Here is a 23,686-nt window from a genome sequence, read left to right as displayed (position 1 = left end):
ATTATGGCCCACATTGGGATATCCTATGTGGGCTTTATTACAACTAAATATAAACGAGGAGGGGATACAATGAGTGTTTCAATCAGTGCCCAAGAGGTAGTAAAAAAATATGGAGATGTGACAGTTATCCCGAATTTATCTATTAAAATTAAAAATGGCGAATTTTTTACATTACTAGGTCCATCAGGCTGTGGAAAGACAACGTTACTTCGGATGATAGCTGGTTTTAATAGTATAGAAGGTGGCGTTATTAAGTTTGGAGAGGAAGTTATTAATGATATTCCTGCACATAAACGAAATATTGGTATGGTATTTCAGAACTATGCAATATTTCCGCATCTTACAGTAAGACAGAATGTAGAATATGGATTGAAATTGAGAAGATTAAATAAACTAGAGATGAAGGAAAAAGTAGATAAAATTTTAAAGGTAGTAAAGATAGAGGAATATCAAGATCGTTTACCAGAAAGGCTTTCAGGTGGACAACAACAACGTGTGGCATTGGCACGTGCTATAGTTATTCATCCTAGTGTGCTATTAATGGATGAGCCCCTGTCTAATTTAGATGCGAAGTTAAGAGTGGAAATGCGAGGTGCTATACGTGATGTACAAAAGGAGGTAGGCATTACAACCGTTTATGTAACCCACGATCAAGAAGAAGCTTTAGCGGTTTCTGATAGAATTGCAGTTATGAAAGAAGGAGTGATTCAACAAGTAGGTGAACCATATAAAATATATACCAGGCCAACTAATATTTTTGTAGCTACTTTTATAGGACATTCTAATTTATTTAAGGGTGTATTAACAGCAACTAATGAAGGTGTTTTTGTGAAGTTTAGAAATGGGTATGAGATGAAGATGGATACCTTGGTTGAAGAAACTAGAGATAAAGCTAATGTAATTATTGCAGTGCGTCCAGAAGAGTTTGCTATTGCTGATAAAGGTATTAGTGCAACTATTAAGAGTAAAACCTTTTTAGGTAAATATGTAAATTATGAATTAGCATTTGAGGAGGATATGATTGTACCAGGACAGCCTTCTATTGAGTATTCACAAGACATAGGGCATGCTGAGAGAACTTATGAAGTGGGTGAAACCATTACTCTAGCTCCTAATAAGTCTAAAATTAATATTTTTACAGACGATGGCAGTCAAAGTCTAATTAAGGATGTGAGTGCATATGAATAAAGCAAAAATCAGATGGGATTTCTGGAGCACGATGACACTAGTCATTATGGCGATATTTGCATTGTTTTTGATCTATCCACTCTTTTCATTATTTATAAGTGGCTTTCAAGATGCTGAGACCGGTGCTTTTACTTTAAGTAATTTTGCTAAATTCTTTGAGAAAAAGTATTATTATCAGTCTATGATTAACAGCTTTAAGGTAACAGTTAGCGTAACATTTTTAGCCATATTAATTGGTGCACCTACTGCTTACTTTATGACTTGCTATAAGATTAAAGGTAAAGGATTAATAGAGGTATTGGTTATTATCTCTATGCTATCACCCCCATTTATTGGCGCTTACTCATGGATTTTATTAGGTGGTAGAAGTGGTGTGATTACTAAGTTTTTTCTTAACACATTTGGTATTGAACTACCCTCGGTTTATGGGTTTGGAGGAATTTTACTGGTATTTACCCTGAAATTATATCCTTTTATTTACCTTTACGTGTCTGGTGCACTAAAAAAAATAGATGTTTCTTTAAGTGAAGCAGCAGAAAGTCTTGGTTGTAATTCTGTTAAAAAAGTTATTACCATTATCATTCCACTGATTTTACCAACCGTATTAGCAGGTGCCCTTTTAGTTTTTATGAATGCTTTAGCAGACTTCGGAACACCTATGTTAATTGGAGAAGGGTTTAGTGTTATGCCAGTCATTATTTACTCGGAGTTTATTAGTGAAGTAGGTGGGCAAGCAAATTTTGCAGCAGCAATGGCATCCATTATGGTATTGATTACAGCATTACTTTTTATGGCTCAGAAATATGTGGTTAATAAAAAATCATTCACAATGAGTTCATTACGTCCTATTCAGCCCAAAGAGGCTAAGGGGATAAGTGGTTTCTTAATGCATGCATTTATTTATATTTTAGTATTCTTATCTATTATTCCTCAGCTTACAGTTATCTATACATCTTTCTTAAAAACAAAAGGCTCTATGTTTGCTTCAGGTTTTTCTTTAGACAGTTATCGATCAGTCTTAAAGAATGCTGGAAAAGCAATTGCTAATAGTTATATTTATGGTATTATTGCCATTATCATTATCATCTTATTAGGTATGTTTATTGCTTATCTATCTACACGTAGGAAGAATATTTTTACGAGTATTATTGATACAGTAACAATGTTCCCTTACATTGTTCCAGGTTCTGTACTGGGTATTACTTTATTACTAGCTTTTAATAAAAGGCCATTGTTATTAAGTGGAACAGTTATTATCATGCTTGTGGCTTTTGTTATTAGAAGGTTGCCGTATACACTACGTTCTAGTGCAGCTATTTTATATCAAATTAGTCCAAGTATGGAAGAAGCATCTATTAGTTTAGGTTATTCTCCTGTTCGCACTTTCTTTAAGATAACAGCAGTCATGATGCTTCCAGGTGTTTTAGCAGGTGCAATTCTGAGCTGGATTACAGTTATTAATGAGTTAAGCGCATCCATTATTCTCTATACAGGTAATACAAGAACCATGTCAGTAGCAATTTATACGGAGGTTATTAGGGCGAGTTATGGTACCGCAGCAGCTCTATCAACCATACTAACTGTAACAACTGTTATTTCACTTCTCATTTTCTTTAAATTATCAGGAAGTAAAGATGTTAATATTTAATACATGACATATTATGATGAAAAATGTATAATAAAATAAAATATTAAAAAATGTTTGTTTGAGTCGAAAACTTATGTAAAGAAATGAGGTGAGGGCATGAAACAACAAAGACCACGATATTTTAAGGAAGCTATTTATCGTATATTTGTTGTTTATGCCCTTATTCCTATTGCAGTAATTGCCTTAATTACTTATGGTGTGGTATTTGCTATTTGGCATCATACCATCATTTTTCAGACAGAAGATAAGAATACGCGAATGCAAGAGAAATTAGAATGGGTTGTTAATGATTTTATAAGTAAAGCAGTTGAGCTTACGGAGAATACCCGCTTTTATCAAAAACTTAAGGACCCCAAGTATAAAAGTGATGCTTATCAAGAACTATACCATATTACTAATAGTATAGAAGAAGAAGTGGATTTTTATGTTTTAGATAAAAACTTTCAAATGCTAGCAGGGAGCACTAGAGAAATACCTGCGTTTATCCCAAAGGATAGCCAGATATCTTGGGGGATTACTAAAAGAATGAACGCTTATCCTAGGCAGGCAATTTTAGAGTGTAATAAAATCTATAAAGATAATTTAAGCCGTACAAAGCTTCTCATAGGAAAGGCAATTGTAGAAGATCATATTATTAAGGGATATTTGATATTTGTATTATATGGAGATGAATTTGTAAAAACATCAGGGACGTCTATTACCCACATTATGGTGACGGATGAATATGATAAATTGTTTTTAGCTAGTTGTTCAGGTTTTACTAATTCTTTAGATAAGATAAAAGATGAATTTAAAACAGAAAATAGCTATATTACCATAGAGGGAGAGAGATATTATAAACAAGCAAGTAGCATTATCCAAGGAGAATTAAACATTTATACATTTACGGCCATCGGAAACTTATATAATGTTTTTATTTGGGCAGGCATCTTTTTTACTGGTATTTTAGCTTTTTTAAGTATCGTGATGTTAAAAGTAGCAAAAAAAATCACTAAAGAAAAAACTAAGATTATTGACAAAGTGGTAGAGGCATTTCAAGAAGTACAGGCAGGTAATTTAGATGTAACTTTACATATTAAGTCCTATGATGAATTTGAAATAATAGGTGAATCATATAATTTGATGCTGGCTAGTATTAAGGACCTTATTGTCAGTAATGAAGAAAAAATTAGGCAAACAAGCATTGCAGAAATTAAGCAACTAGAATCTCAGTTTAATCCTCATTTCTTATTTAATACCCTTGAGCATATTCGATATATGACAAAACTAGAACCAGAAGCTGTAAACAAAATGATTGTTAGCTTATCTTCTATATTAAGGTATAGCATTAACAACACTATTTTAGATGTAACAATCGCTGAAGACTTAGAATATACGAAGAGCTATTTACTGATTCAAAAATATCGTTTCCATGAAAGGTTTAACTACACCGTTTATATGGAAAGAGGAACGGAAGACTGTATTATCCCTAAACTTATTTTTCAACCTATTATAGAAAATGCAATTAAATATGGTTTTGGAGATAAGGAGAAACTGATGGTTAGGATGAAAATAAGTTTTTTGGCGGATGATTTGGTAATTGTTATTTATGATGATGGCGTAGGCATGCAATTAGAAGTGTTGCAGGAGTTACAAGAGCTACTCAAAAAGGAGAGTAATCCATCCATTCATATTGGGATATACAATGTACACAGACGCATACAATTAATGTATGGTAAGGCTTACGGTATAGATATAAAAAGTGAAGTAGGCCAAGGTACGGTTGTAAAAATAATATTACCAATCAATAAAAGGAGGGAGCGGGATGCTGAAGGTTTTAATTGTGGAAGATGAGGATATGATTAGGAAAGGCCTTATACATACTTTAGATTGGACAAGTATGGGGTGCATCATTGTGGGTGAGGCTAGGAATGGGCAGGAGGGATTAGAAAAAATACAAGAACTTAGACCAGATATTGTTTTTACAGATATCATTATGCCTAAAATGACGGGGATTCAAATGTTAGAGGCAGCTAAAAGCATAGGAGACTTTAAGAGTATTATTCTGACCAGCTATTCGGAGTTTGAATATGCCCAGAAGGCAATAAACCTCAAAGTATATGGATACTTATTGAAGCCAGTAGATGAAGAGGCATTAAAGAATATTGTTGAAAAAATGCGAAGAGAAATATACGAGCAACGTACCTATAGTAATTGGTTGGAGAAGACAAAAGATAAAAGTGAGATACAACTGAGTAATCTTGAAATTTATATCGAGCGCCAAGAGGCAAGTAATCCTTATGTGGAGAAAACCTTAAGTATCATCAAAACAAATTATAATCATAAGTTAACCATAGAAGGCATAGCTGAAGAACTAGGAGTTAGTAGTAGCTATTTAAGTCGAAAGCTTAAAGAAGAAACTTCTCAGACGTTTTTAGAAATATTACATAAGTGTAGACTACAAAAAGCTATAGAACTGCTTAATGAAGGAACACATAAAGTATATGAAATATCTGATATGACGGGGTTTAATGAGTATAAGCATTTTTGTCAGGTGTTTAAAAAGTATACAGGCATTGCACCTACTGAGTTTGTAAAGGGTGAAGGATTGCTCATTCAAAAACCAGTGAAATAATATGGTTTTATTCTTAAATTAAAGAAATTTATGCATAAAAATAGCTCTAAAATAGTTGACAATTGTCAAGTATCACATGATAACAAAATGCTTATTGCTGAGGGTAATGTAAATAATGAACTTTGCAAACAAAATAGTAATCATAAAACCAGTCGATTCATTAAGCTTTGTAAGAAGTAAATGAGTACAGCTTCAAAACGCGATGCCTAGGTTAAAGTTATTATGTACAAGTAAATGAGCATAAAGCTCAAGCCAAAACAACTAAGCTTATTATCAAATTTCATATGAGAGTTTGATCTTGGCTCAGGATGAACGTTAGCTTCGTGCTTAGCACATGCAAGTCGAACTAACTGAGAGAGCTTGCTCTCCAAGATTAGTGCCCAACGGGTGAGTAACGCGTGGATAACCTGTCCTATGCAGGGGATAACGTTTGGAAACAAACGCTAATGCCGTATAAACTATGGGTAGTTGCATGACTACTTATAGCAAAGCTTAGAGATTCTTAATGCCTATGGTAGCAGGTTAAATGGTTGTAGTATTTCTTCTTGATTAGTGCGTAATTTGCACTAATACATGATAAGCACGAACTTTGTGCTTATATTTGAGAGGTGAGAAGAGAGCACCCGAAAGGGTGTTTTTTTGCGTTTAAAATTAAATTAACAAATTTAATGCCATACAAGCAATGTTGAAATATATTAAAAGATGTATACAAATCTATGATTTAAATTGACATTAATTAAAAAGTATACTAGGCTATTTGCATAAATAACAGAAAATTTTTAAAATAGGGATGAGATAATGTTTAGTTCTTGATAATGTGTGTCTGTAGTAAAATGTGAGTATATGAGAAAAGAAAGGCACCCGAAAAGGTGCTTTTTGTTGTATAGCTTTTAGTTATCATACTATTCAGCATAGGGATTGGTAATATGAATTGATATTATATATGATTTGTTGTACAAATTATAAAAGTAGGAATATGATAAGTCGAGAATATAAGAAGAATTTAACAAATCAAAAATAAAGTATAGAGAGGAAAGAATATATGTTAACACATTGTGGTACAGAGATAATAAATACTGAACGTTTGACATTAAGAAGATTTACATATGAAGACAGTGAGGCAATGCAGAAGAATTGGGTAAGTGACCCGAAAGTACAAGGTATGTATGGAGAGCCTGTTTATGAAACAAAGGAGGAGATTACTGGACTTCTAAAGAAATATATAGAAGCTTATGAAAAACAGGATATTTATCGCTGGGCGATTATTCTTAAAGAGAGCAAAGAATGTATTGGTCAAATAGCCTTTTTTATGGTGAATAGTCAAAATCATTTTGCTGAGACTGAGTACTGTATAGGAAGACAGTTTCAAAAAAGAGGATTAGCAACTGAAGCTACTCAGGCTGTTATTGACTACGGCTTCGAGAAAATTAATCTACATAAGGTGCAAATTTGTCATCGACAAGGAAATGAAGCTTCTGAAAGAGTGATTAAGAAATGTGGATTTAGATATGAGGGAGCCTTACGGGACTTCTTCTTTATAGAGGGACACTACAAAGATAGACTCTATTATTCTATTTTGAAGCATGAAAGTAAGGATAGAGTGAGTGATATATAAAGTGTATTAAAAATGTGAGTAGCATTTTAATGCCATTGGTTATTACTAGTTTAGAGTGTATAGGAACCACTAGTTGTGCTATGGAATTATGTAATAAGAAGTGTACTTATTAAAAATAAGCTTACTGGAAAGGGAGGATTCCTTCAGTAAGCTTATTTTATTATATATTACGATAGGGGGAATTGAGAAGCTTATTTTACAATTTCAATGGTTTTACTACTTGGAATCCATAGGACATTAGCGCCAAGATTTTCAGAAACATATCTAAGAGGAACTAAAGTTCTACCGTTTTCAAGTATTGCTTCTGGGTTAGAAGAGGTTTGACCTTTGCCCATATTTAAGATTACTTTTTGATTGTCAAGTAATAAGGTTATTTCTTTATTTACTGCATTCCATTTAACGTCTGCACCAAGTTGTTCTGCTACAAAACGGAGAGGTACCATAGTTGTACCATTTACAATTTTAGGAGCAGTATCACTGGTAATACTAGTAGACTGGTTAGAGTTTATTGTAGTTTTGCCAATTATTAAGTTTAACTTAATAAGGTTTTTCTTTTCAATAACAATATAAGTACCTGGCTCAGTAACATATCCGGTAAGAGTATGATTATTTAACTGGTAGTCTCCACCTAGTTGAGTGAATGTGAAAGTACCATCAGTATTCTCACTAACTCTTGCTAAAGTCAAGTGAGAAGAATCAGTAATGGTTGCATTCTCTAAATCGACACTAAGGAGTAATGGTTCGGTAAATGTTGAAAGGCTACTATGTCCTTTAATATTTATAACACTCGTGTTAGCTGAAGTACCAACTATAGACAAGTTATTATCTTTTGCTAATTGATTTTTGATTGAGGTAAATAATGTATCTGATACTGGTAGCATAGATACTTCTAATGAAGATAAAATCTTATTAGCATTAGAGAGATTAGTATTGATAAAGGCAGGTGTTATTGTTGCTGTTACTTTTCCAGATTTCAATACTAAAGCCCTCTCTTGAGTAGATAACTGTTCAATTGAATTTTGACTAATAGTAATAGGAGTAGTGCCAATAGATAATTCAAGTGCTGTATTGTCGGATAAAGCAGACGCGATGATTTGGTCAGGAGTTTTGTTAACGGATGTAGTTGAGGTAGAAGTCGAGCTTGACCCAGTACCAGACCCAGACCCAGAACCTGAATCATTTGTAGTATTAGGTTTGATTAATTGTAAAACACCATAGCCAGCTGTACTTGACCAACCATTGCCAGTTAAATCATTCCAGTTAGATACATTATCTCTCTTGCCATTCCCATCTGCATCATCATTAATTTGAAAATCAAACCCAATAACTTGATTCTTAGTGAAGGCAGCAATGCGAGAAGGAAGAGCAGCTTCCACAATATAACCACCATCAATAATTTGGGTTGCTGTAATAAAGCTGTCTGCATCAGAAGCACCGTTGATAGAACGTTCATTATCGAAGTTGACACGGTATTGAATGTCTCCTAATTCATAAGAAGTGGATTTGGCATTATCTTCATCAATAAAGATTTCAACTGAATCCTGTTCGTAGGTATTGGCACTTGCTTTACTTAATAAGCTGTCTTTAACTTCCATTAAGATATAAACGTAATTCTCATCCCAAAGAGCCTTGGCAGTAGCAGTAGCGCCAGAGGTGCCGACAGAGAAGGTATCAACATTGATGGTTTCAGCTTTGCTCCAAAGTTCATCAATTTTTCCATCAATAATAGGTGTGCCTTTGATGGCAGAAGCGAAATGAGGAGCCTTAGTAGGTAATAGTTTTCCAAAATTAGATTTATTTGGTGTAGAGGTACCATCATAAGCTAGATTGTTCCAAGTAGCTTTTTCGTCTCCAACTTGGACAAAGAGATCAAAGCTTAAAGTATCACTCTCAGAAACTGCCTCTGATAAAGGAATCTGAATCACGGTATTATCAGTAAGGTTAGCTGAAATGCTATTGTCGTCAACGAATACTTTTACAGTGCCAGATTTACCTTTTTCAGCAGGAATGACATTAACATAAATATTATTTGCATCCCAAGCCACCTTATAGGAAGCAATTTGAGTACCACTAGTTGTTTCTAAAGCAGTACCTTTTTGAATTAGAAAAGCATGAGTATAATCCTTGCTGCCTAGGCTATAAGCTTTTACTTCTTGAGCAAGAACAGGAAGTTTGCTTGAATCTGTGATTGCCCAGAATGAAGGTTTAGCTTGATAGTCAGCATCAAAAAGAAGAGGGAGTCTTTCACTTCTCCAAGATTCATCATCTTTTACACCCCACACAACACAGGAAGTGATATTTGCAGCACCTTCAGAATCTAGTTTTTTCATAATATCAAGGAATCCTTTATAGCGATAAGCTTGTTTAATTAATCCTTCTTCAGAAGTATCATCTTGAGTGATATCTAATTCGGTAATTTGAATTTCAATATTATCACCAATTGAAGCATATTTAAGCAGTGCATTTTCAAATTGGGAGGTACTTGGTGAAGACATATTGTAATGTCCCTGCATACCAACAACATCTAAGAGGCCTTTATCGTAAAGATCCTTACAAATGCTATATATAATTTCAGTTTTTTTAGAATCACACTCATTATAGTCATTATATGCAAGTTTTACATTTGGCATATATTGGTCAGCTGCAGCCCTTGCATAAGTAAAAGCATCTTCAATGAATTCAGCACCAATGGTTGTCATCCACATAGAGTTATTAGCGTTTTCATCATTATCATCATCACCAGAAGTAGTAGCTACTGTGGCAGGAGCACGTAAACCATCTGGGCGGTCTGGGTTGACAGCTTCATTGACTACATCAATAGCATAAAAATCAACATCAGGATATTCTTCTGATAATAATTTGAAATAAGCATTAGTATAGTTTTCTAACCTTTGTTTCATCACTTCTTTAGAAACAACAAGAGCATCTTTTTCTGTTGAGTAATTCTCTGTAAATAGCCAGTTTGGCGTTTGTGAATGCCATACAAGAACGTGGGCTCTTACAGGAATATGATTATCCCTAGCAAAATCTAAAGTCGCTTTAGCATCGGAACTTAAGGTAACTTGAGGATGTGTTTGATCACCATTAGCATTCATATACGCTATAGTGGCAGCATGGTCTAAAATTGATTCTGGTTTTAAAGCATTTTCATGAGTGATGCTATTAAAGTGTTTGAGTACTAGCTCTTGTTCTAGGTCATTTAAGTTATTAGAAGCAATAGCCGTACCGAATTTAAAATAATCACTATACACTTCTTTCAAAGAAGGAATATCTTTTTGAATTTCTATATCTAGTTCGGGCTCACCTTGCATTGTAATATCATCCGCATAAAAATCAATTGTACTACCATTAACTTGTATGTAAAGAGAAATGTCAGTAAAGTCTTTAGGTAAGGTATATTCACCTTGCAATTTAGTCCACTCACCATTTTTGACATCAGCATTAGTAATCCATTTATACTGAGTGCTAGATTCACTTTCAGCATCATATTGTAATGCTAGAACGAATTGCTCAGTGCCTTCGTCGGCTGCATCATATTTTACCCAAGCTTCAAAGGTGTATTTGCCACCTTTTTTAGCTGAATTTGTTAGATTGACTTGGATACCATTCCAATCCTGTGTACGACCAGATACAAAAGCGCACTGATTGCCGCCATGAGGTGCAGTAGTAGAAACTTCTGCTGTTGCTTCGCCTGAACCTCTGACTGACCAATCACCTAGGCCTGATTCAAAATCCCAAGTAGTAAGGGGAGCATTAGGAACCTCTGGAGAATCAGTAGCAAATGAACCTGTGATTTTAAGCTCATCTACATAAAAACTAAGATCAGCGTTGGCTGCTTCCATATAAACATTAGCTTTGGTTGCAGCTTCTGGTACGGTAACTTCACCTGTTAGCTGGGTCCATTCACCCTTTGATACAGCGGAATTACTAGCGATAGTGATATAACCATTTTCCTCTAGTCCTGTTTCTAAAGTTAAGCTAAGTGATTCGGTATCTGCACCTTCATCATATTTTACATAGACACTAAATGTATAGGTTTCACCCGCTTTAAGTGTATCTTTTAGCTCTTTTGAAACACCATGCCAATTAGAGGTCCTGTTTGTTACATACAAACAATGATTAGTTGAATCAATGGTGAGGCTAGAACTGGTTGTAGTAACCTGCGCATCTCCTCTTGCTATCCAGCCCTCAGTACCTCCATCAAAATTGTAGGTGATAGTGCTTGGCGTTGAACTAGCAAAGAGACAAGGTGTTATTCCAAGCACTGAACTTGCAAGTAAAGTTGAAGTTGTGAGATAAGCTATCCTTTTTTTTAGTAGACTCATATTCATTCTCCTTCTTTGATAAATTTGTTTCAATGAAAAATTGTGCAAGTTGACTCTACACAAATAAAAATAAATAAAATCTTATACATATTTAATCATAGCATTCAGAAAATTAAAGGCATACCAACTAATTAAAGAGAAAATCACTAATAATTATATCAATTTAACTAAATTACTATTAATAATAACTATTTTTCTGCAGGAATGCTAAAAATAGTCATTTAGGTAAAAAAGAATATTTTCTTAATAAAAAAGGAGTAGGAACCAATGGTTCCTACTCCTTAAGTATTTCATGAGAAAAATTAATTTTAAAATCTAAATCCTGCAAGCCTAAGAAATGCTTGGTACAAATGCAAACGCCACCTATTAGAACGGAAGTCCCTTGTAATTTTGAAGGAACAAGATGACAGAAGTTATGCATTCTATTTTTTAAAAGTGCTGAGATTTGTTCAAGCAAAAGTGGAAATTCAGTAGTGAGAGCACAGTTGATGACAATAACATTGGGGTTAAGCACATTTAAAATATTATTAATACCTATAGCCATATATTTAATAAAGCTTTGAATAATTTCGATTGCTATAGGATCTTGTGTACGATAAGCCTCAATTAACATTTCTATACTAGCAGTAGGTAAATGCTTCTTTTCTGTAAAATCTAATAGCAGAGAACGTTCAGAAGTATATTGCTCAAAACATCCTAAGTTACCACAAGGACAAGGTTTTCCATCGACTTCTACAATGGTATGTCCGAATTCACCGGCATTACCATTAAAGCCAGAAAAGAGTTCATGGTTGATAATAAGCCCCAATCCTATTCCTGAATGGATGCTAATACCTACCATATTAGGGTAGTGATAACAAAATGCTTTTTCACTAATAATGGATAAATTAGCTTCATTTTCTAAATAAACAGAAGTAGAAAAGTGCTTTTCTAATAAAGTGGAAAAGTCAATATCACAATATGGACTATATGGAGCAAATGTAATTTGGTTCTGACTAACGACACCATGAATACCAATACAAATCCCCACAATGCCATAAGGAGTAGAGGGAAGTATATCAAGTTGCTCTTGAATAATGGAAATAAGATAGCTTACTATTTCTGAGTCAGATCTATTATTGTTGTAATGATGGATTTGAGCCTGCTCTCCATTTAAGTAGCAGGTCATCAAGGTGAGTTTTTCATACTCTAAATTAATAGAAATACTATGACCACAATACGGATTGAAAGAAAGTAAAATGGGTTTTCTACCTCTTGAAGTATTATCACTACCCAACTCAGTAATAAGATATTTATCTATAAGCTCTTGAACAATAGCTGAAATAGTTGCTTTAGTTAGGCCAAGATTTTTGGATAAGGCGGCACGAGACATAGGACCATTATTTATAAGTTGAGTAAGTATAAGACGCGAATTAATATCACGAATAAGTTCCTGACTACCTATAGGCATAAATTGTCCTCCTAGTTTTATTGATTATATTAGCATAGGTTTAAAAGTATGAAAACCCTAAGAAGTATAGAGAAAATAATGAGATTATTAATTAAAAATACAAGTTATAAAAAATAATATTGCAGCTTCAAGAAATAAGTGTTATATATAAATTATAGTTTATCCACTAAACTAATTATGTTTAAGGAGGAGAAAATGGAAGTTAAGAATATAAATGAACAAGGATTTAAGTGTGTTGTTGTATTACCTAAAGGAACTAACACAGTTATTGAAAAAGAATACAATATCAAAGAAGATCGCTTGTTATTTGCACGTAATAAATGGCTTATAGCTCATTCTGAGGCAGGATTAGAAAAAGAAGGTGCTTTTGTTGGGCTAAAAGGTAAAAATATTATATTATGATTACTTTTTAAACTACTTTTAAAAACAATAAAAATATCAGGAGGAATTAATAGCATGATGAAGAATCTACCAGAAGTAAAATTAGGTATTATTGCAGTAAGCAGAGATTGTTTTCCTATGTCTTTATCCGAAAATAGAAGGAAAGCAGTGGTAGCAGCATATAAAGGAGAAATTTATGAATGCCCTACCGTGGTCGAGACAGAAAAAGATATGGAAAAAGCATTAACAGAAGTAAAGGCAGCAGGATGTGATGGTTTAGTAGTCTACCTGGGAAATTTTGGCCCAGAAACAGAGGAAACATTAATTGCGAAGTATTTTGATGGACCTGTTATGTATGTGGCTGCAGCAGAAGAAACCGGCAAAGATTTAGTGCAAGGTCGTGGAGATGCTTTCTGTGGTATGCTAAATGCAAGCTACAATTTAAAACTTCGCAATCTTAAAGCCTACATACCAGAATATCCAGTTGGTACAGCAAGTGAAGTAGCAGAGATGATAGCTGAATTTGTACCAATTGCCAGAGCTATTGTGGGACTTAATAACTTAAAGGTAATCTCTTTTGGACCTAGGCCACAAAATTTCTTGGCTTGTAATGCACCTATCAAACAACTTTATAACTTAGGGATTGAGATTGAAGAAAACTCAGAACTTGACCTATTTGAAGCATTTAAAAAACATGACGGAGACCCACGTATTGCAGAAGTTGCTAAGGATATGGCAGCAGAATTAGGGGATGGCAATTTAAAACCTGAAATTTTACCTAAGCTAGCTCAATATGAATTAACATTATTAGATTGGATTGAAGAACATAAGGGGATTAGAAAATATGTAGCTATTGCGGGCAAATGTTGGCCAGCATTCCAAACACAATTTGGATTTGTACCATGCTATGTGAATAGTCGTTTAACAGGTATGGGAATCCCAGTGTCCTGTGAAGTAGACATTTATGGAGCAGTAAGTGAATTTATTGGAACAGTCATTAGCGAAGATGCAGTAACTTTATTAGATATTAACAATACAGTACCATCTGATATTTACGAAGAGGACATCAAAGGTCGATTTGAATACACACTAAAAGATACATTTATGGGCTTCCATTGTGGAAATACAAGCACTAAGAAACTTTCATTCTGTGCTATGAAATATCAAATGATTATGGCAAGAAGTCTACCAGAAGAAGTAACACAAGGAACACTTGAGGGAGATATTATTCCGGGAGATATTACATTCTTCAGATTACAAAGTACCTCAGATGCAAAGCTAAGAGCTTATATTGCTGAAGGAGAGGTATTACCTGTTGCAACCCGTTCTTTTGGTGCTATTGGTATCTTTGCTATTCCAGAAATGGGAAGATTCTATCGTCATGTTCTCATTGAAAAGAATTATCCTCATCATGGAGCAGTTGCTTTTGGTAAGTTCGGAAAAACGTTATATGAGGTATTTAAATATATCGGAGTAGATATAGATGAAATAGGATATAACCAACCTAAGGGTGTAAGGTATCCTACAGAAAATCCTTTTTGTTAATAGAAAGAGAGAAGAAATTAAGGAAAAAGAATTATTTGATGAAATTCTTTAGTATAAATAAAAAAGGTAGTTGAGAAAGCTACCTTTTTTTATATTAAAAATTCTATAAGTAAAAGTGCCTTGAATTTTTAATATAAAATTGGATGTTTTACATAAAAGGGACTTAGACATAATGCTAAAGATAAAGAATATTATGTTAATTAAATTGAATATAGTTAATGAAAATTGTATAATAGTATATATTTGAAATAAAAAGTTTATTCATTTTTACTAACAAAAGACATAAAGGGGGAGGCAGTTAATGAAATATAGAAATGTTATAAATAATTTAAAGATAAGAAATAAGCTAGCTATCATTTATGTTTTTTGTGTTTTAATACCTGTCATTGTCACAAATTGGGTAGTAATATCTGCTATAAAAAGTAATGCACGTAATCAAGAAGCAATCCGTATGCAAAATGTAATGGATCGTATAAAATACAATATTCAATCAGAAGTAGAGGGATGTATTTCCATAGCCAGTAATTTATGTACAGATAAAGTGATTAATCAATTTTTAGTAAGAGATTATACTTCTAATTTAGAGTATTTTAGTGATTATAAAACAACACTTCAAAATAATGTACTGAGGTATTACTATAACTCCCAAAAGATTAATCAAATTATTTTGTATACGGATAATGCTACTATTATCAATGGGGGAAGCTTTTGGAGGATTGATACTATCTTAGGTACGGAATGGTATAAAGAATTCGTGCATAGCGGAAAGGATATTTATTTAGCAACCTATTATGATGAAAAAAAGAAGTACTTAGGTATACAAAGTGCGCCTCGTACTATTAGCCTTATTCAAAAACTAGATTATTTTGACACAGGAGTAATGGAAAAGTTTGTTAAGATTGATTTGCAGTATACGGCTATTAAAAATGAGATTTTAAATGAAAAAATAGACGGAGATATATACATATGTAATAAAGAGTACGTATTATTTTCTAATCAGATAGCTGAAAATGAAAGGAAGGCATTTTTACCTCAAAGTGAACTGGATATTAATCAAGCTACCTATCAAGATAACTTTAGAGTAGCTTCAGATGAATGGACAATTTATATCATGCCCATGAAGATTGGAATAGGTAAAATGATTAAAGAATCTGAACAGATGGTGTGGTACTTAATTATGATTAATTTACTGTTACCAACTATTATTATTACTCTTATTTCCAAGTCGTTTAGTGGAAGAATAAAATTGATGGAACTTTATTTTGAGAAGGTAAAGCAAGAAGAATTTCAATTAATAGAAGGAAGTGTAGGGGAGGATGAGATTGGGGATCTTATTAAAAGCTACAATGTAATGGTGCTTAAAATAAAGGAACTAATAGAGGTTGTTTTTAAAAAAAATGCAGAAAAACAGGCGTCAGAATTATCTAGAAAAGGTGCTGAATTAAAAGCTTTACAAAGTCAAGTTAATCCACACTTTATGTTTAATACATTAGAAAGTATACGAATGAGAAGTTTGCTAAAAGAAGAAAATGAGACAGCTGATGTAATAGAAGCATTATCTCAAATTCTGAGAAAATCCTTGTCGTGGAATAATGATTATATCTGTATAGAAGAAGAGATAGTTTTCGTTCAGCAATATGCAAACATACAGAAGTATAGATTTGGTGATAAGATATCTTTCAGTTTTTATGTTATGGAAGGATGTGAGAAGATTAAGATTCCAAAGCTAAGTATTTTAACCTTTGTGGAAAATGCATGCATACATGGAATAGAGGGAATATCAAAATCAGGAATAATCTCTGTTGCTATAACAAAGGATGAGGAAAATGTATTTATAGAAATTAGTGATTCTGGATGTGGAATGTCCGAGGAAAAACTCCGACTACTAAGGGAAGTATTAAAAGACCCCAATATAAATAAACTAAGTGAATGTAAGAGTACAGGGATGCTAAATGCGCTTATAAGAATGAATTTGTATTGTGAGAACACGCTTGTATTTGATATAGATAGTGAACTAGGGCAGGGGACAGATATTATGATTCAAATGCCATTAGGGAAAATAGAAATAGAGGGGGAAAAAAGATGATTAATGTATTAATTGTTGATGATGAACCATTTATTCGTCAAGGGCTAAAGATTTTGATTGATTGGGAGGAATATGGATTTAAGATCACAGGAGAAGCAACAAATGGGAAGGAAGCAATAAGCCTTTTAGAAGACAATAATTACGACTTAATCATTACAGATATAAAGATGCCAGAAGTAGATGGAATAGAGTTAGTAGAACATATAAGAAATTATAAATCTAAGGACTTAAAAATTATTATTTTAAGTGGTTATTATGAGTTTGAATATGCTAAACAAGCTATTAGGTATAATGTAGTGGATTATATTTTGAAGCCAATACAAAAAGAAGAATTGATAAGAGTATTATTAGAGTTTAAAGAGGCGTATAACAAAGAAATTAAAAATGCAAAAGATAAGAAATATACTGAACAAATCGCGTTAGAGCGTCATTTAAATGCATTGTGTTCTGGCATATATGGTCAAAGTGATATTTCATATGTAGAAGATAAATTACCATATTGTACTAATCTAAGATATATGAGTATAGAAATCAGCTTGAATGATGAAAAGTTTGAAAGGTTGAGTAAGGATGAAAGAAGAAAAGCACTCAAGGAATTTTGTGAGACGTTAAAATGCTATATCGCACCATATGAAAAGTATGCCTTTTTAGATGTAGACAAGCGTAATGAAATTTATGGTATTGGGTTTATATATACTAGAAATTTTTCTGCTCAAAAAAAGATGAGTGAGAAAGAATATATTGTAGATTTACAAGAGTATATGAAGTCTAATCAAAAGTATAAGTTTAATGTCTATATTGGACAAAAGGTTAACCGTATTGATCAAATTAGTGAGTCTTTTAAGTCAGCTGTCATTGCTAAATCGTTTCAAAACTACAAAAATGATAAAGCCATTGCTTTTTATGATGAGACGTCAGCGGTAAAGTCTAATACCTATGGTATCAAAAAAGAATATATGGATGAGCTCATTCATTATACTGAAGAAAATGAAGTAGATAAAATTGATGAATGTGTAGAAAAAATCTATTTAAATTTCCAGGTACATAATATCAATCCAAAGATTATCAATATAAATATTGATTACTTACTTTGTAGGTTTATTTATTTAGCTAAAGAATTAGACCCAGATGTAGATCAGGAAGAAGTGTTACATTATATTAGTCAATGTGCTTTTGAAGAATCTGCAGTTAGAGGAAGTGCAAAACATTTTAAGGCTTTTGTAAAAGATTTTGCAAATTATTTAGCACAATTAAGACAAACCAATTCACATGGTGTGTTAAAAGAAGTAGAAAGAGAAATAGAAATGCATTATATGCAAAATTTAAGTTTAAAGTCATTGAGCGAAAAATATTATATTAATAGTGCTTACTTAGGACAAATTTTTAAGAAAAACCATGGTATTTCATTCAAAGATTATTTAAATAATTACAGAATAGAAAAAGCGGGGGAACTTCTTATCAGAACTAATGATAAGGTTTGTAATATTGCTCAAATAGTAGGATATAACAATCTAGATTACTTTATTAATAAATTTGTACGCTTAAAAGGAAAAACGCCTTTGCAATATCGTAAACAGTTTTTGAAAAAAACAAAAGAAGACTGTTAATAGTTTGATAAATTAGATTAATACATATTTATATAGTTTTTAAATGTTACATATAAAAGATTGAATAGAATAATAGTAAATAGTATATGAAATGATAACGGGTGAATGAGTTTGCATTTAAATAATGGTTAAAAATACACAACTATATCAGGATATAAAATATAAAAATATATAGTTTGTATATATTTCTTATATAGTTTGTTGGGTTGAGGGGAGCAAGATAAATTGGTAACATTAACTTGTAAAGAAGTAGAGGATATATCAGAAAATAATATTCAGCAGGTAACGACTTGAAAGATGGTATATTTTAAAATTCGAGTGGAGGGATAATATGAAAAAGTTAAAATCTTTTGTAGCACTGCTTGGAGCAATGGGAATGATAGCTTCATTAGGCGTAGGATGCGGCAATGATGGTACAAATCAACCTACCGAGACAGCAAAAGAGGTTACAGCAAGTGCATCTGGTGAGAATACAACGACAGAGGCAAAGGACATTAAAGAATTCTCAATGTACATAGCAATGCCTGGAACAGAAATACCAACCGACAACAGAGTATACAATAAAATTGCTGAAAAAATTGGCGCAAAAGCTAAGATTACTTGGTTAACAGGTCAAACAGCAAAAGAAAGTATCGGAACAATGGTTGCTGGTGGCGACTATACTGACTTCGTTGTAGGCTCAGATGGTACGTCGTTGTTAATTGATGCAGGAGCACTTCTTCCAATTGATGAGTACTGGGATAAATATCCAAACATTAAAAATTATTTATCTGAGAGTGATTGGAACAAGGTAAGATCAGAAGACGGTCATATTTATTTAATTCCTCAGTTTGGTGTAGTTAATGGAAAAGATACTCAAACCTATCACAATGATGAAGCATTCTGGATTCAAATTCGTGTATTAGAGTGGGCAGGATACCCAACAATCAAAACAGTTGATGAGTATTTTGATTTAATTGCAAAATATAAGGAAGCTAATCCAACTATGGAAGGCGGACTAGAAAATATCGGATTTGAAATGATTTGTGATGACTGGCGTTACTACAGCTTGGAAAATCCTCCAATGTTCTTAGCAGGTTATCCAAATGATGGATGCTGTATTGTAGACCCAGAAACCTTAACAGCATACAACTATAATACTACTGATATTGCAAAAAGATATTTTAATAAGTTAAATGAAGAGTACAAGAAGGGTATAATTGACCCAGAATGTTTCACATTAAATTACGATCAATATATTGCTAAGATTTCTACAGGACGTGTATTAGGTTTAGTTGATCAATACTGGAACTTCCAAACTGCAGAACAATCTATTGAAACACAAGGACTTTATGATAACGCTTATGTGCCATTACCACTTGTAATGGACGAGGGCACAGAACCAAAATGGCACAGTGGTTATTCACTTGACGTATCAAATGGTTTAAGTATTACAACTAGCTGTAAAGATCCTGAAGGTGCATTCCAAATGATTGAAGATATGCTTTCACAAGAAATACAAACATTAGTATGGTGGGGCGAAGAAGGTATCGACTACATGGTAGGTGATGATGGGGTATTTTATAGAACAGAAGAACAAAGAGCGAAAGCTTTAGATAAAGAATATCTTATAAATGAATTATGTAACTCAGGTTATTCTTACTTCCCACATTATGTTGGTATGAATTTAGATGGTATTAATGCATATGCACCAAACTACCAACCAGGTGAGTACTATGATGGTCAATCAGAGGCTAAGAAAAAAGTTATGGATGCATATGGATATAAAACATTTGCAGAATTCGTAAATGAAGCTGGAGAAAACTCTGATTGGTACCCAATGTGGTCTTATTCAAACACTTGGACAGCTGATACAGATTACGGTTTAGCTAAAGTAAATATGGATGAAGTAAAACATGAATGGCTACCAAAAGTAATTATGTCAGACGACTTCCAAGGTGCATGGGATCAATATATGTCAGTTCTTGGTGAGAGAGTTGATATGAAAGTCTATGAAGATGCACTCACAGCTGAAGTAAGAAGAAGAGTTGACGTTGCACAAGGTAAATAGAAAAATCAAATGGTAAAAAAATAAGAACAGGGGGGCTCTTTATAGGTGATATTAATTAAGAGTCCCCTTTTTGCTTGCAATAGAGAATATAAACTTATGAGTTGACACTAAAGGAGGAGGAAGTATGAGTAGGCAGGCTCAAGTTCAATTAAATAAAGGGATAGGCAAGCCAAAAGCACAAAAGACAGTAGAAGCGAAACAGAGAATATCTTGGAGTGAAATAAAGAAACAAAAGCAATTGATTCTTTTATCACTACCTTTTTTAATCTATGTTATTATTTTCAACTATGCACCATTAGCTGGGTGGGTTATGGCATTCCAAAATTATAAGCCAGCCAAGGGATTTTTTGATCAAACATGGGTAGGGTTTGCTAAATTTAAACAATTATTCTCAAATGACGTATTTTTAGGGGTTATTAGAAATACGTTAGCTATGAGCTTGATTAATTTAGTATTAGGTTTTGTTTTTTCCATAGGATTTGCCCTTTTATTAAATGAATTAAGAAATGTAAAAGCTAAGAAATTTATACAAACAGTTTCTTACTTACCACACTTTTTGTCTTGGGTTATTGTAGTAGGGCTTGTATTTCAAGTACTTTCAATGGATACAGGTATTCTCAATCAGCTATTACTAAAATTACATATTATAGATAAGCCCATTAACTTTTTATCAGAACCTAAATACTATTGGGGAATTGTAGGTATAACTAATGTATGGAAGGAAACAGGATGGGGTAGTATCATCTACTTGGCTGCAATTACAGCTATTAATCCTGAGCTTTATGAAGCAGCAGCTATTGATGGCGCTGGTCGTTTCAGAAAAATCCTACATGTAACCTTACCAGGTATTAAATCAACAATATTCATCCTTTTAATTATAAACATTGGAAATATCTTAAATGCCGGATTTGATATGCAATATCTATTAACAAATGGTTTAGTTCAAAAGGTTTCTCAAACTATTGATATTTATGTTCTTAGATATGGTATTAGTTTAGCAGATTATTCATTAGCGACAGCAGCGGGTATCTTTAAGAGCGTAGTTAGTATTGTCTTAATTTTCCTAGCTAATAGATTTGCTAAGGCTGCTGGCGAAGAAAGATTATTCTAGAGGAGGAATTGAGATGAGGACGCAATCATTAAAAAAGCAAAAAATAGGAGATAAAGTTTTTGATGTAGTTAATATGATTATTTTAGCATTGTTTACATTAATCATACTTTATCCCATAGTCAATACAATAGCATACTCTTTTAACGATGGAACAGATGCATTAAGAGGTGGCATTTATCTTTTGCCAAGACAATGGTCGTTGCAAAATTATAAGACAGTATTTAATAATGAATTATTACCTACTGCAACTAAAATATCTGTATTAAGAACAGTCATCGCAACAGTATCTCAATTATTTGTTACGTCTTTATTAGCATATATCTTAAGTAGAAAAGAATTTATTTTCAAAAAACAACTCTCATTTATATATGTCTTAACCATGTATGTAAATGGAGGATTAATTCCAACATTCGTTTTATATAAAAATCTTGGATTGACCAATAATTTCTGGGTTTATATTATACCAGGTATGGTAAGCGCTTTTAACATGATTGTTATTAGAACATTTATGAATGGACTACCTGATAGTCTAGTTGAGTCAGCCCAAGTAGATGGAGCAGGACATTTCACAATTTTTATGAAGATTATTTTACCATTGTGTAAGCCAGTACTTGCAACAGTTGCATTATTTATTGCAGTATATCAATGGAACTCATGGTTTGATGCAATGCTTTATAATCGTACATCTAGTAATCTTACAACATTGCAGTATGAGTTAATGAAGCTTCTTTCTTCTGTAATGAATCAAGGAAGTAATGCTGAAGCAATGAAGAATGCAGGTAATACAGTATCTCCATTAACTATGCGTGCAGCAACCACAGTTATAACAGCCCTTCCAATTGTATGTTTATATCCATTCTTACAAAGATATTTTGTAACAGGTTTAACCATCGGAGGAGTAAAAGAATAATGGAATATATTAAAAAAGACAACTATCCTAATTTATTTGAAGCATTAGGCTACGATAAAGAATTAATAGAAGATAGGCTTAATCAAATTATTAATACTATTTTTTATGGCTCAGAGGACGAGAGGCTCTATCATTTGGTAGAAGATGATATGGGATATATCTTGGATACTGGAAATATAGATGTACGTACAGAAGGTATGTCTTATGGAATGATGATCTGTGTACAAAGAAATATGCAAAAAGAATTTAATTGTCTGTGGAAATGGACAAAAACTTATATGTGGCATAGTGAAGGAGACAATAAAGGTTATTTTGCGTGGTCTGTTTCTCCAGGAGGAAAAAGAAATTCTGAAGGTTCAGCTCCAGATGGTGAAGAGTATTTTGCAATGGCCCTATTTTTTGCAGCACATAGATGGGGGGATGGAGTAGGTATATTTAACTACACGAAAGAAGCGCAGAACCTTCTTCATGAATGTGTCCATAAGGGTGAAGATGGGAGAGGAAACCCTATGTGGGAGCCTACCAATAAGCTGATTAAGTTTGTCCCAGAACTTGATTTTACAGATCCATCTTATCATCTACCACATTTTTATGAACTATTTGCTTTATGGGCTAATGAAGAAGATAGAGACTTTTGGAAGGAAGCAGCTAGAGCTAGTAGAGAATTTCTAAAAAAAGCTTGTCATCCTGAAACAGGATTAGCACCTGAATATAGTAATTATGATGGAAGACCAAGATACGAGGAAGGGCATGGATATTATTATAGTGACGCCTATCGTGTAATTGCTAATATTGGGCTTGATTATGCTTGGTTTGGAAAAAGCGAATGGGAAAGTGAATGCGCAGACAAAATTCAAAAATTCTTCTGTGATACAGTGAAAGATAATGCAGAGTGTGTTTATGAAATTGACGGCACAATTATAGATCAGCCTGCTTTACATCCAGTGGCAATTATAGCTACTAATGCCATGGGTTCTTTAGCTACCAAGGGAAAATATAGTGAGTTATGTGTTCAAAGGTTTTGGGAAACGCCACTCCGAACTGGTGACAGAAGGTATTACGATAATTGTTTATATGCATTTGCCTTTCTAGCCTTAAGTGGTAACTATAGAATATGGTAATCAGCTAAATAAGAAGGGCAGTAGATATCAATACT

At 33.2% G+C, this 23,686-nt stretch carries 14 protein-coding genes and 1 pseudogene; 13 read left to right on the top strand and 2 right to left on the bottom strand.

Going from position 1 to position 23,686, the window contains the following annotated elements; translation table 11 throughout:
* Positions 1–69 precede the first annotated feature (69 nt).
* From QTL86_RS15105 to QTL86_RS15085, 5 genes are all read left to right on the top strand, one after another.
* On the top strand, positions 70–1,188 hold the full coding sequence (locus QTL86_RS15105; protein ID WP_410495296.1) for an ABC transporter ATP-binding protein: 1,119 nt from the start codon (positions 70–72) through the stop codon (positions 1,186–1,188).
* Positions 1,181–2,836 carry an ABC transporter permease gene (locus tag QTL86_RS15100; protein WP_410495295.1) on the top strand — a complete coding sequence of 552 codons (1,656 nt, stop codon included), beginning with the start codon at positions 1,181–1,183 and terminating at the stop codon, positions 2,834–2,836. The genes QTL86_RS15105 and QTL86_RS15100 overlap by 8 nt, the downstream gene beginning before the upstream one ends.
* Before the next feature lie 96 nt (positions 2,837–2,932).
* Positions 2,933–4,669: a sensor histidine kinase gene (locus tag QTL86_RS15095; protein WP_127065546.1), complete on the top strand. Its 1,737-nt coding sequence runs from the start codon at positions 2,933–2,935 to the stop codon at positions 4,667–4,669.
* Entirely contained in the window at positions 4,641–5,450 is an 810-nt protein-coding gene (locus QTL86_RS15090) for a response regulator (protein ID WP_013655554.1), read from the top strand. The genes QTL86_RS15095 and QTL86_RS15090 overlap by 29 nt, the downstream gene beginning before the upstream one ends.
* 1,042 nt (positions 5,451–6,492) lie before the next feature.
* Positions 6,493–7,065, top strand: coding sequence for a GNAT family N-acetyltransferase (locus QTL86_RS15085; protein ID WP_410495294.1), 573 nt, complete (start codon positions 6,493–6,495; stop codon positions 7,063–7,065).
* A 191-nt stretch (positions 7,066–7,256) separates the two neighbouring features.
* On the opposite strand, the gene QTL86_RS15080 is transcribed toward QTL86_RS15085, so the two are convergent.
* Both QTL86_RS15080 and QTL86_RS15075 read right to left on the bottom strand, forming a co-directional pair.
* Complete coding sequence (locus tag QTL86_RS15080) at positions 7,257–11,390, bottom strand: endo-1,4-beta-xylanase (RefSeq protein ID WP_410495293.1); 4,134 nt, start codon at positions 11,388–11,390, stop codon at positions 7,257–7,259.
* A gap of 274 nt (positions 11,391–11,664) precedes the next feature.
* Positions 11,665–12,840, bottom strand: coding sequence for an ROK family protein (locus QTL86_RS15075; protein ID WP_410495292.1), 1,176 nt, complete (start codon positions 12,838–12,840; stop codon positions 11,665–11,667).
* A 207-nt stretch (positions 12,841–13,047) separates the two neighbouring features.
* Between QTL86_RS15075 and QTL86_RS15070 the strand changes: the two are divergent.
* From QTL86_RS15070 to QTL86_RS15035, 8 genes and pseudogenes are all read left to right on the top strand, one after another.
* A pseudogene (locus tag QTL86_RS15070) lies at positions 13,048–13,242 on the top strand (DUF4867 family protein); the annotation flags it as partial.
* Between the two features lie 57 nt (positions 13,243–13,299).
* Entirely contained in the window at positions 13,300–14,766 is a 1,467-nt protein-coding gene (locus tag QTL86_RS15065) for an L-fucose/L-arabinose isomerase family protein (RefSeq protein WP_410497313.1), read from the top strand.
* A 301-nt stretch (positions 14,767–15,067) separates the two neighbouring features.
* Complete coding sequence (locus QTL86_RS15060) at positions 15,068–16,852, top strand: sensor histidine kinase (protein WP_410495291.1); 1,785 nt, start codon at positions 15,068–15,070, stop codon at positions 16,850–16,852.
* On the top strand, positions 16,849–18,459 hold the full coding sequence (locus QTL86_RS15055) for a response regulator (RefSeq protein WP_410495290.1): 1,611 nt from the start codon (positions 16,849–16,851) through the stop codon (positions 18,457–18,459). Before QTL86_RS15060 ends, QTL86_RS15055 begins: the two co-directional genes overlap by 4 nt.
* Positions 18,460–18,790: 331 nt before the next feature.
* Positions 18,791–20,509 (top strand): extracellular solute-binding protein, encoded by a 1,719-nt coding sequence (locus tag QTL86_RS15050; RefSeq protein WP_127065551.1) that lies wholly within the window; start codon positions 18,791–18,793, stop codon positions 20,507–20,509.
* A 124-nt stretch (positions 20,510–20,633) separates the two neighbouring features.
* Complete coding sequence (locus tag QTL86_RS15045) at positions 20,634–21,620, top strand: ABC transporter permease (protein WP_190283500.1); 987 nt, start codon at positions 20,634–20,636, stop codon at positions 21,618–21,620.
* Positions 21,621–21,633: 13 nt separating this feature from the next.
* Entirely contained in the window at positions 21,634–22,530 is an 897-nt protein-coding gene (locus tag QTL86_RS15040; RefSeq protein WP_410495289.1) for a carbohydrate ABC transporter permease, read from the top strand.
* Complete coding sequence (locus QTL86_RS15035) at positions 22,530–23,651, top strand: glycosyl hydrolase family 8 (RefSeq protein WP_410495288.1); 1,122 nt, start codon at positions 22,530–22,532, stop codon at positions 23,649–23,651. Before QTL86_RS15040 ends, QTL86_RS15035 begins: the two co-directional genes overlap by 1 nt.
* Positions 23,652–23,686 lie beyond the last annotated feature (35 nt).

Origin of the sequence: Cellulosilyticum sp. ST5 (genome assembly GCF_046529625.1) — a bacterium.
In the GTDB taxonomy this organism is placed as follows: Bacteria; Bacillota; Clostridia; order Lachnospirales; family Cellulosilyticaceae; genus Cellulosilyticum; species Cellulosilyticum lentocellum.
Note: the sequence above shows the minus strand (reverse complement) of the source record. Positions and strands in the feature narration are given on the sequence as shown.

Bases quoted from the DNA above. Each gene is read 5' to 3' on its own strand.
- QTL86_RS15105 (WP_410495296.1), top strand. From the start codon at position 70: ATGAGTGTTTCAATCAGTGCCCAAGAGGTAGTAAAAAAATATGGAGAT.
- QTL86_RS15100 (WP_410495295.1), top strand. From the start codon at position 1,181: ATGAATAAAGCAAAAATCAGATGGGATTTCTGGAGCACGATGACACTA.
- QTL86_RS15095 (WP_127065546.1), top strand. From the start codon at position 2,933: ATGAAACAACAAAGACCACGATATTTTAAGGAAGCTATTTATCGTATA.
- QTL86_RS15090 (WP_013655554.1), top strand. From the start codon at position 4,641: ATGCTGAAGGTTTTAATTGTGGAAGATGAGGATATGATTAGGAAAGGC.
- QTL86_RS15085 (WP_410495294.1), top strand. From the start codon at position 6,493: ATGTTAACACATTGTGGTACAGAGATAATAAATACTGAACGTTTGACA.
- QTL86_RS15080 (WP_410495293.1), bottom strand. From the start codon at position 11,390: ATGAGTCTACTAAAAAAAAGGATAGCTTATCTCACAACTTCAACTTTA.
- QTL86_RS15075 (WP_410495292.1), bottom strand. From the start codon at position 12,840: ATGCCTATAGGTAGTCAGGAACTTATTCGTGATATTAATTCGCGTCTT.
- QTL86_RS15065 (WP_410497313.1), top strand. From the start codon at position 13,300: ATGAAGAATCTACCAGAAGTAAAATTAGGTATTATTGCAGTAAGCAGA.
- QTL86_RS15060 (WP_410495291.1), top strand. From the start codon at position 15,068: ATGAAATATAGAAATGTTATAAATAATTTAAAGATAAGAAATAAGCTA.
- QTL86_RS15055 (WP_410495290.1), top strand. From the start codon at position 16,849: ATGATTAATGTATTAATTGTTGATGATGAACCATTTATTCGTCAAGGG.
- QTL86_RS15050 (WP_127065551.1), top strand. From the start codon at position 18,791: ATGAAAAAGTTAAAATCTTTTGTAGCACTGCTTGGAGCAATGGGAATG.
- QTL86_RS15045 (WP_190283500.1), top strand. From the start codon at position 20,634: ATGAGTAGGCAGGCTCAAGTTCAATTAAATAAAGGGATAGGCAAGCCA.
- QTL86_RS15040 (WP_410495289.1), top strand. From the start codon at position 21,634: ATGAGGACGCAATCATTAAAAAAGCAAAAAATAGGAGATAAAGTTTTT.
- QTL86_RS15035 (WP_410495288.1), top strand. From the start codon at position 22,530: ATGGAATATATTAAAAAAGACAACTATCCTAATTTATTTGAAGCATTA.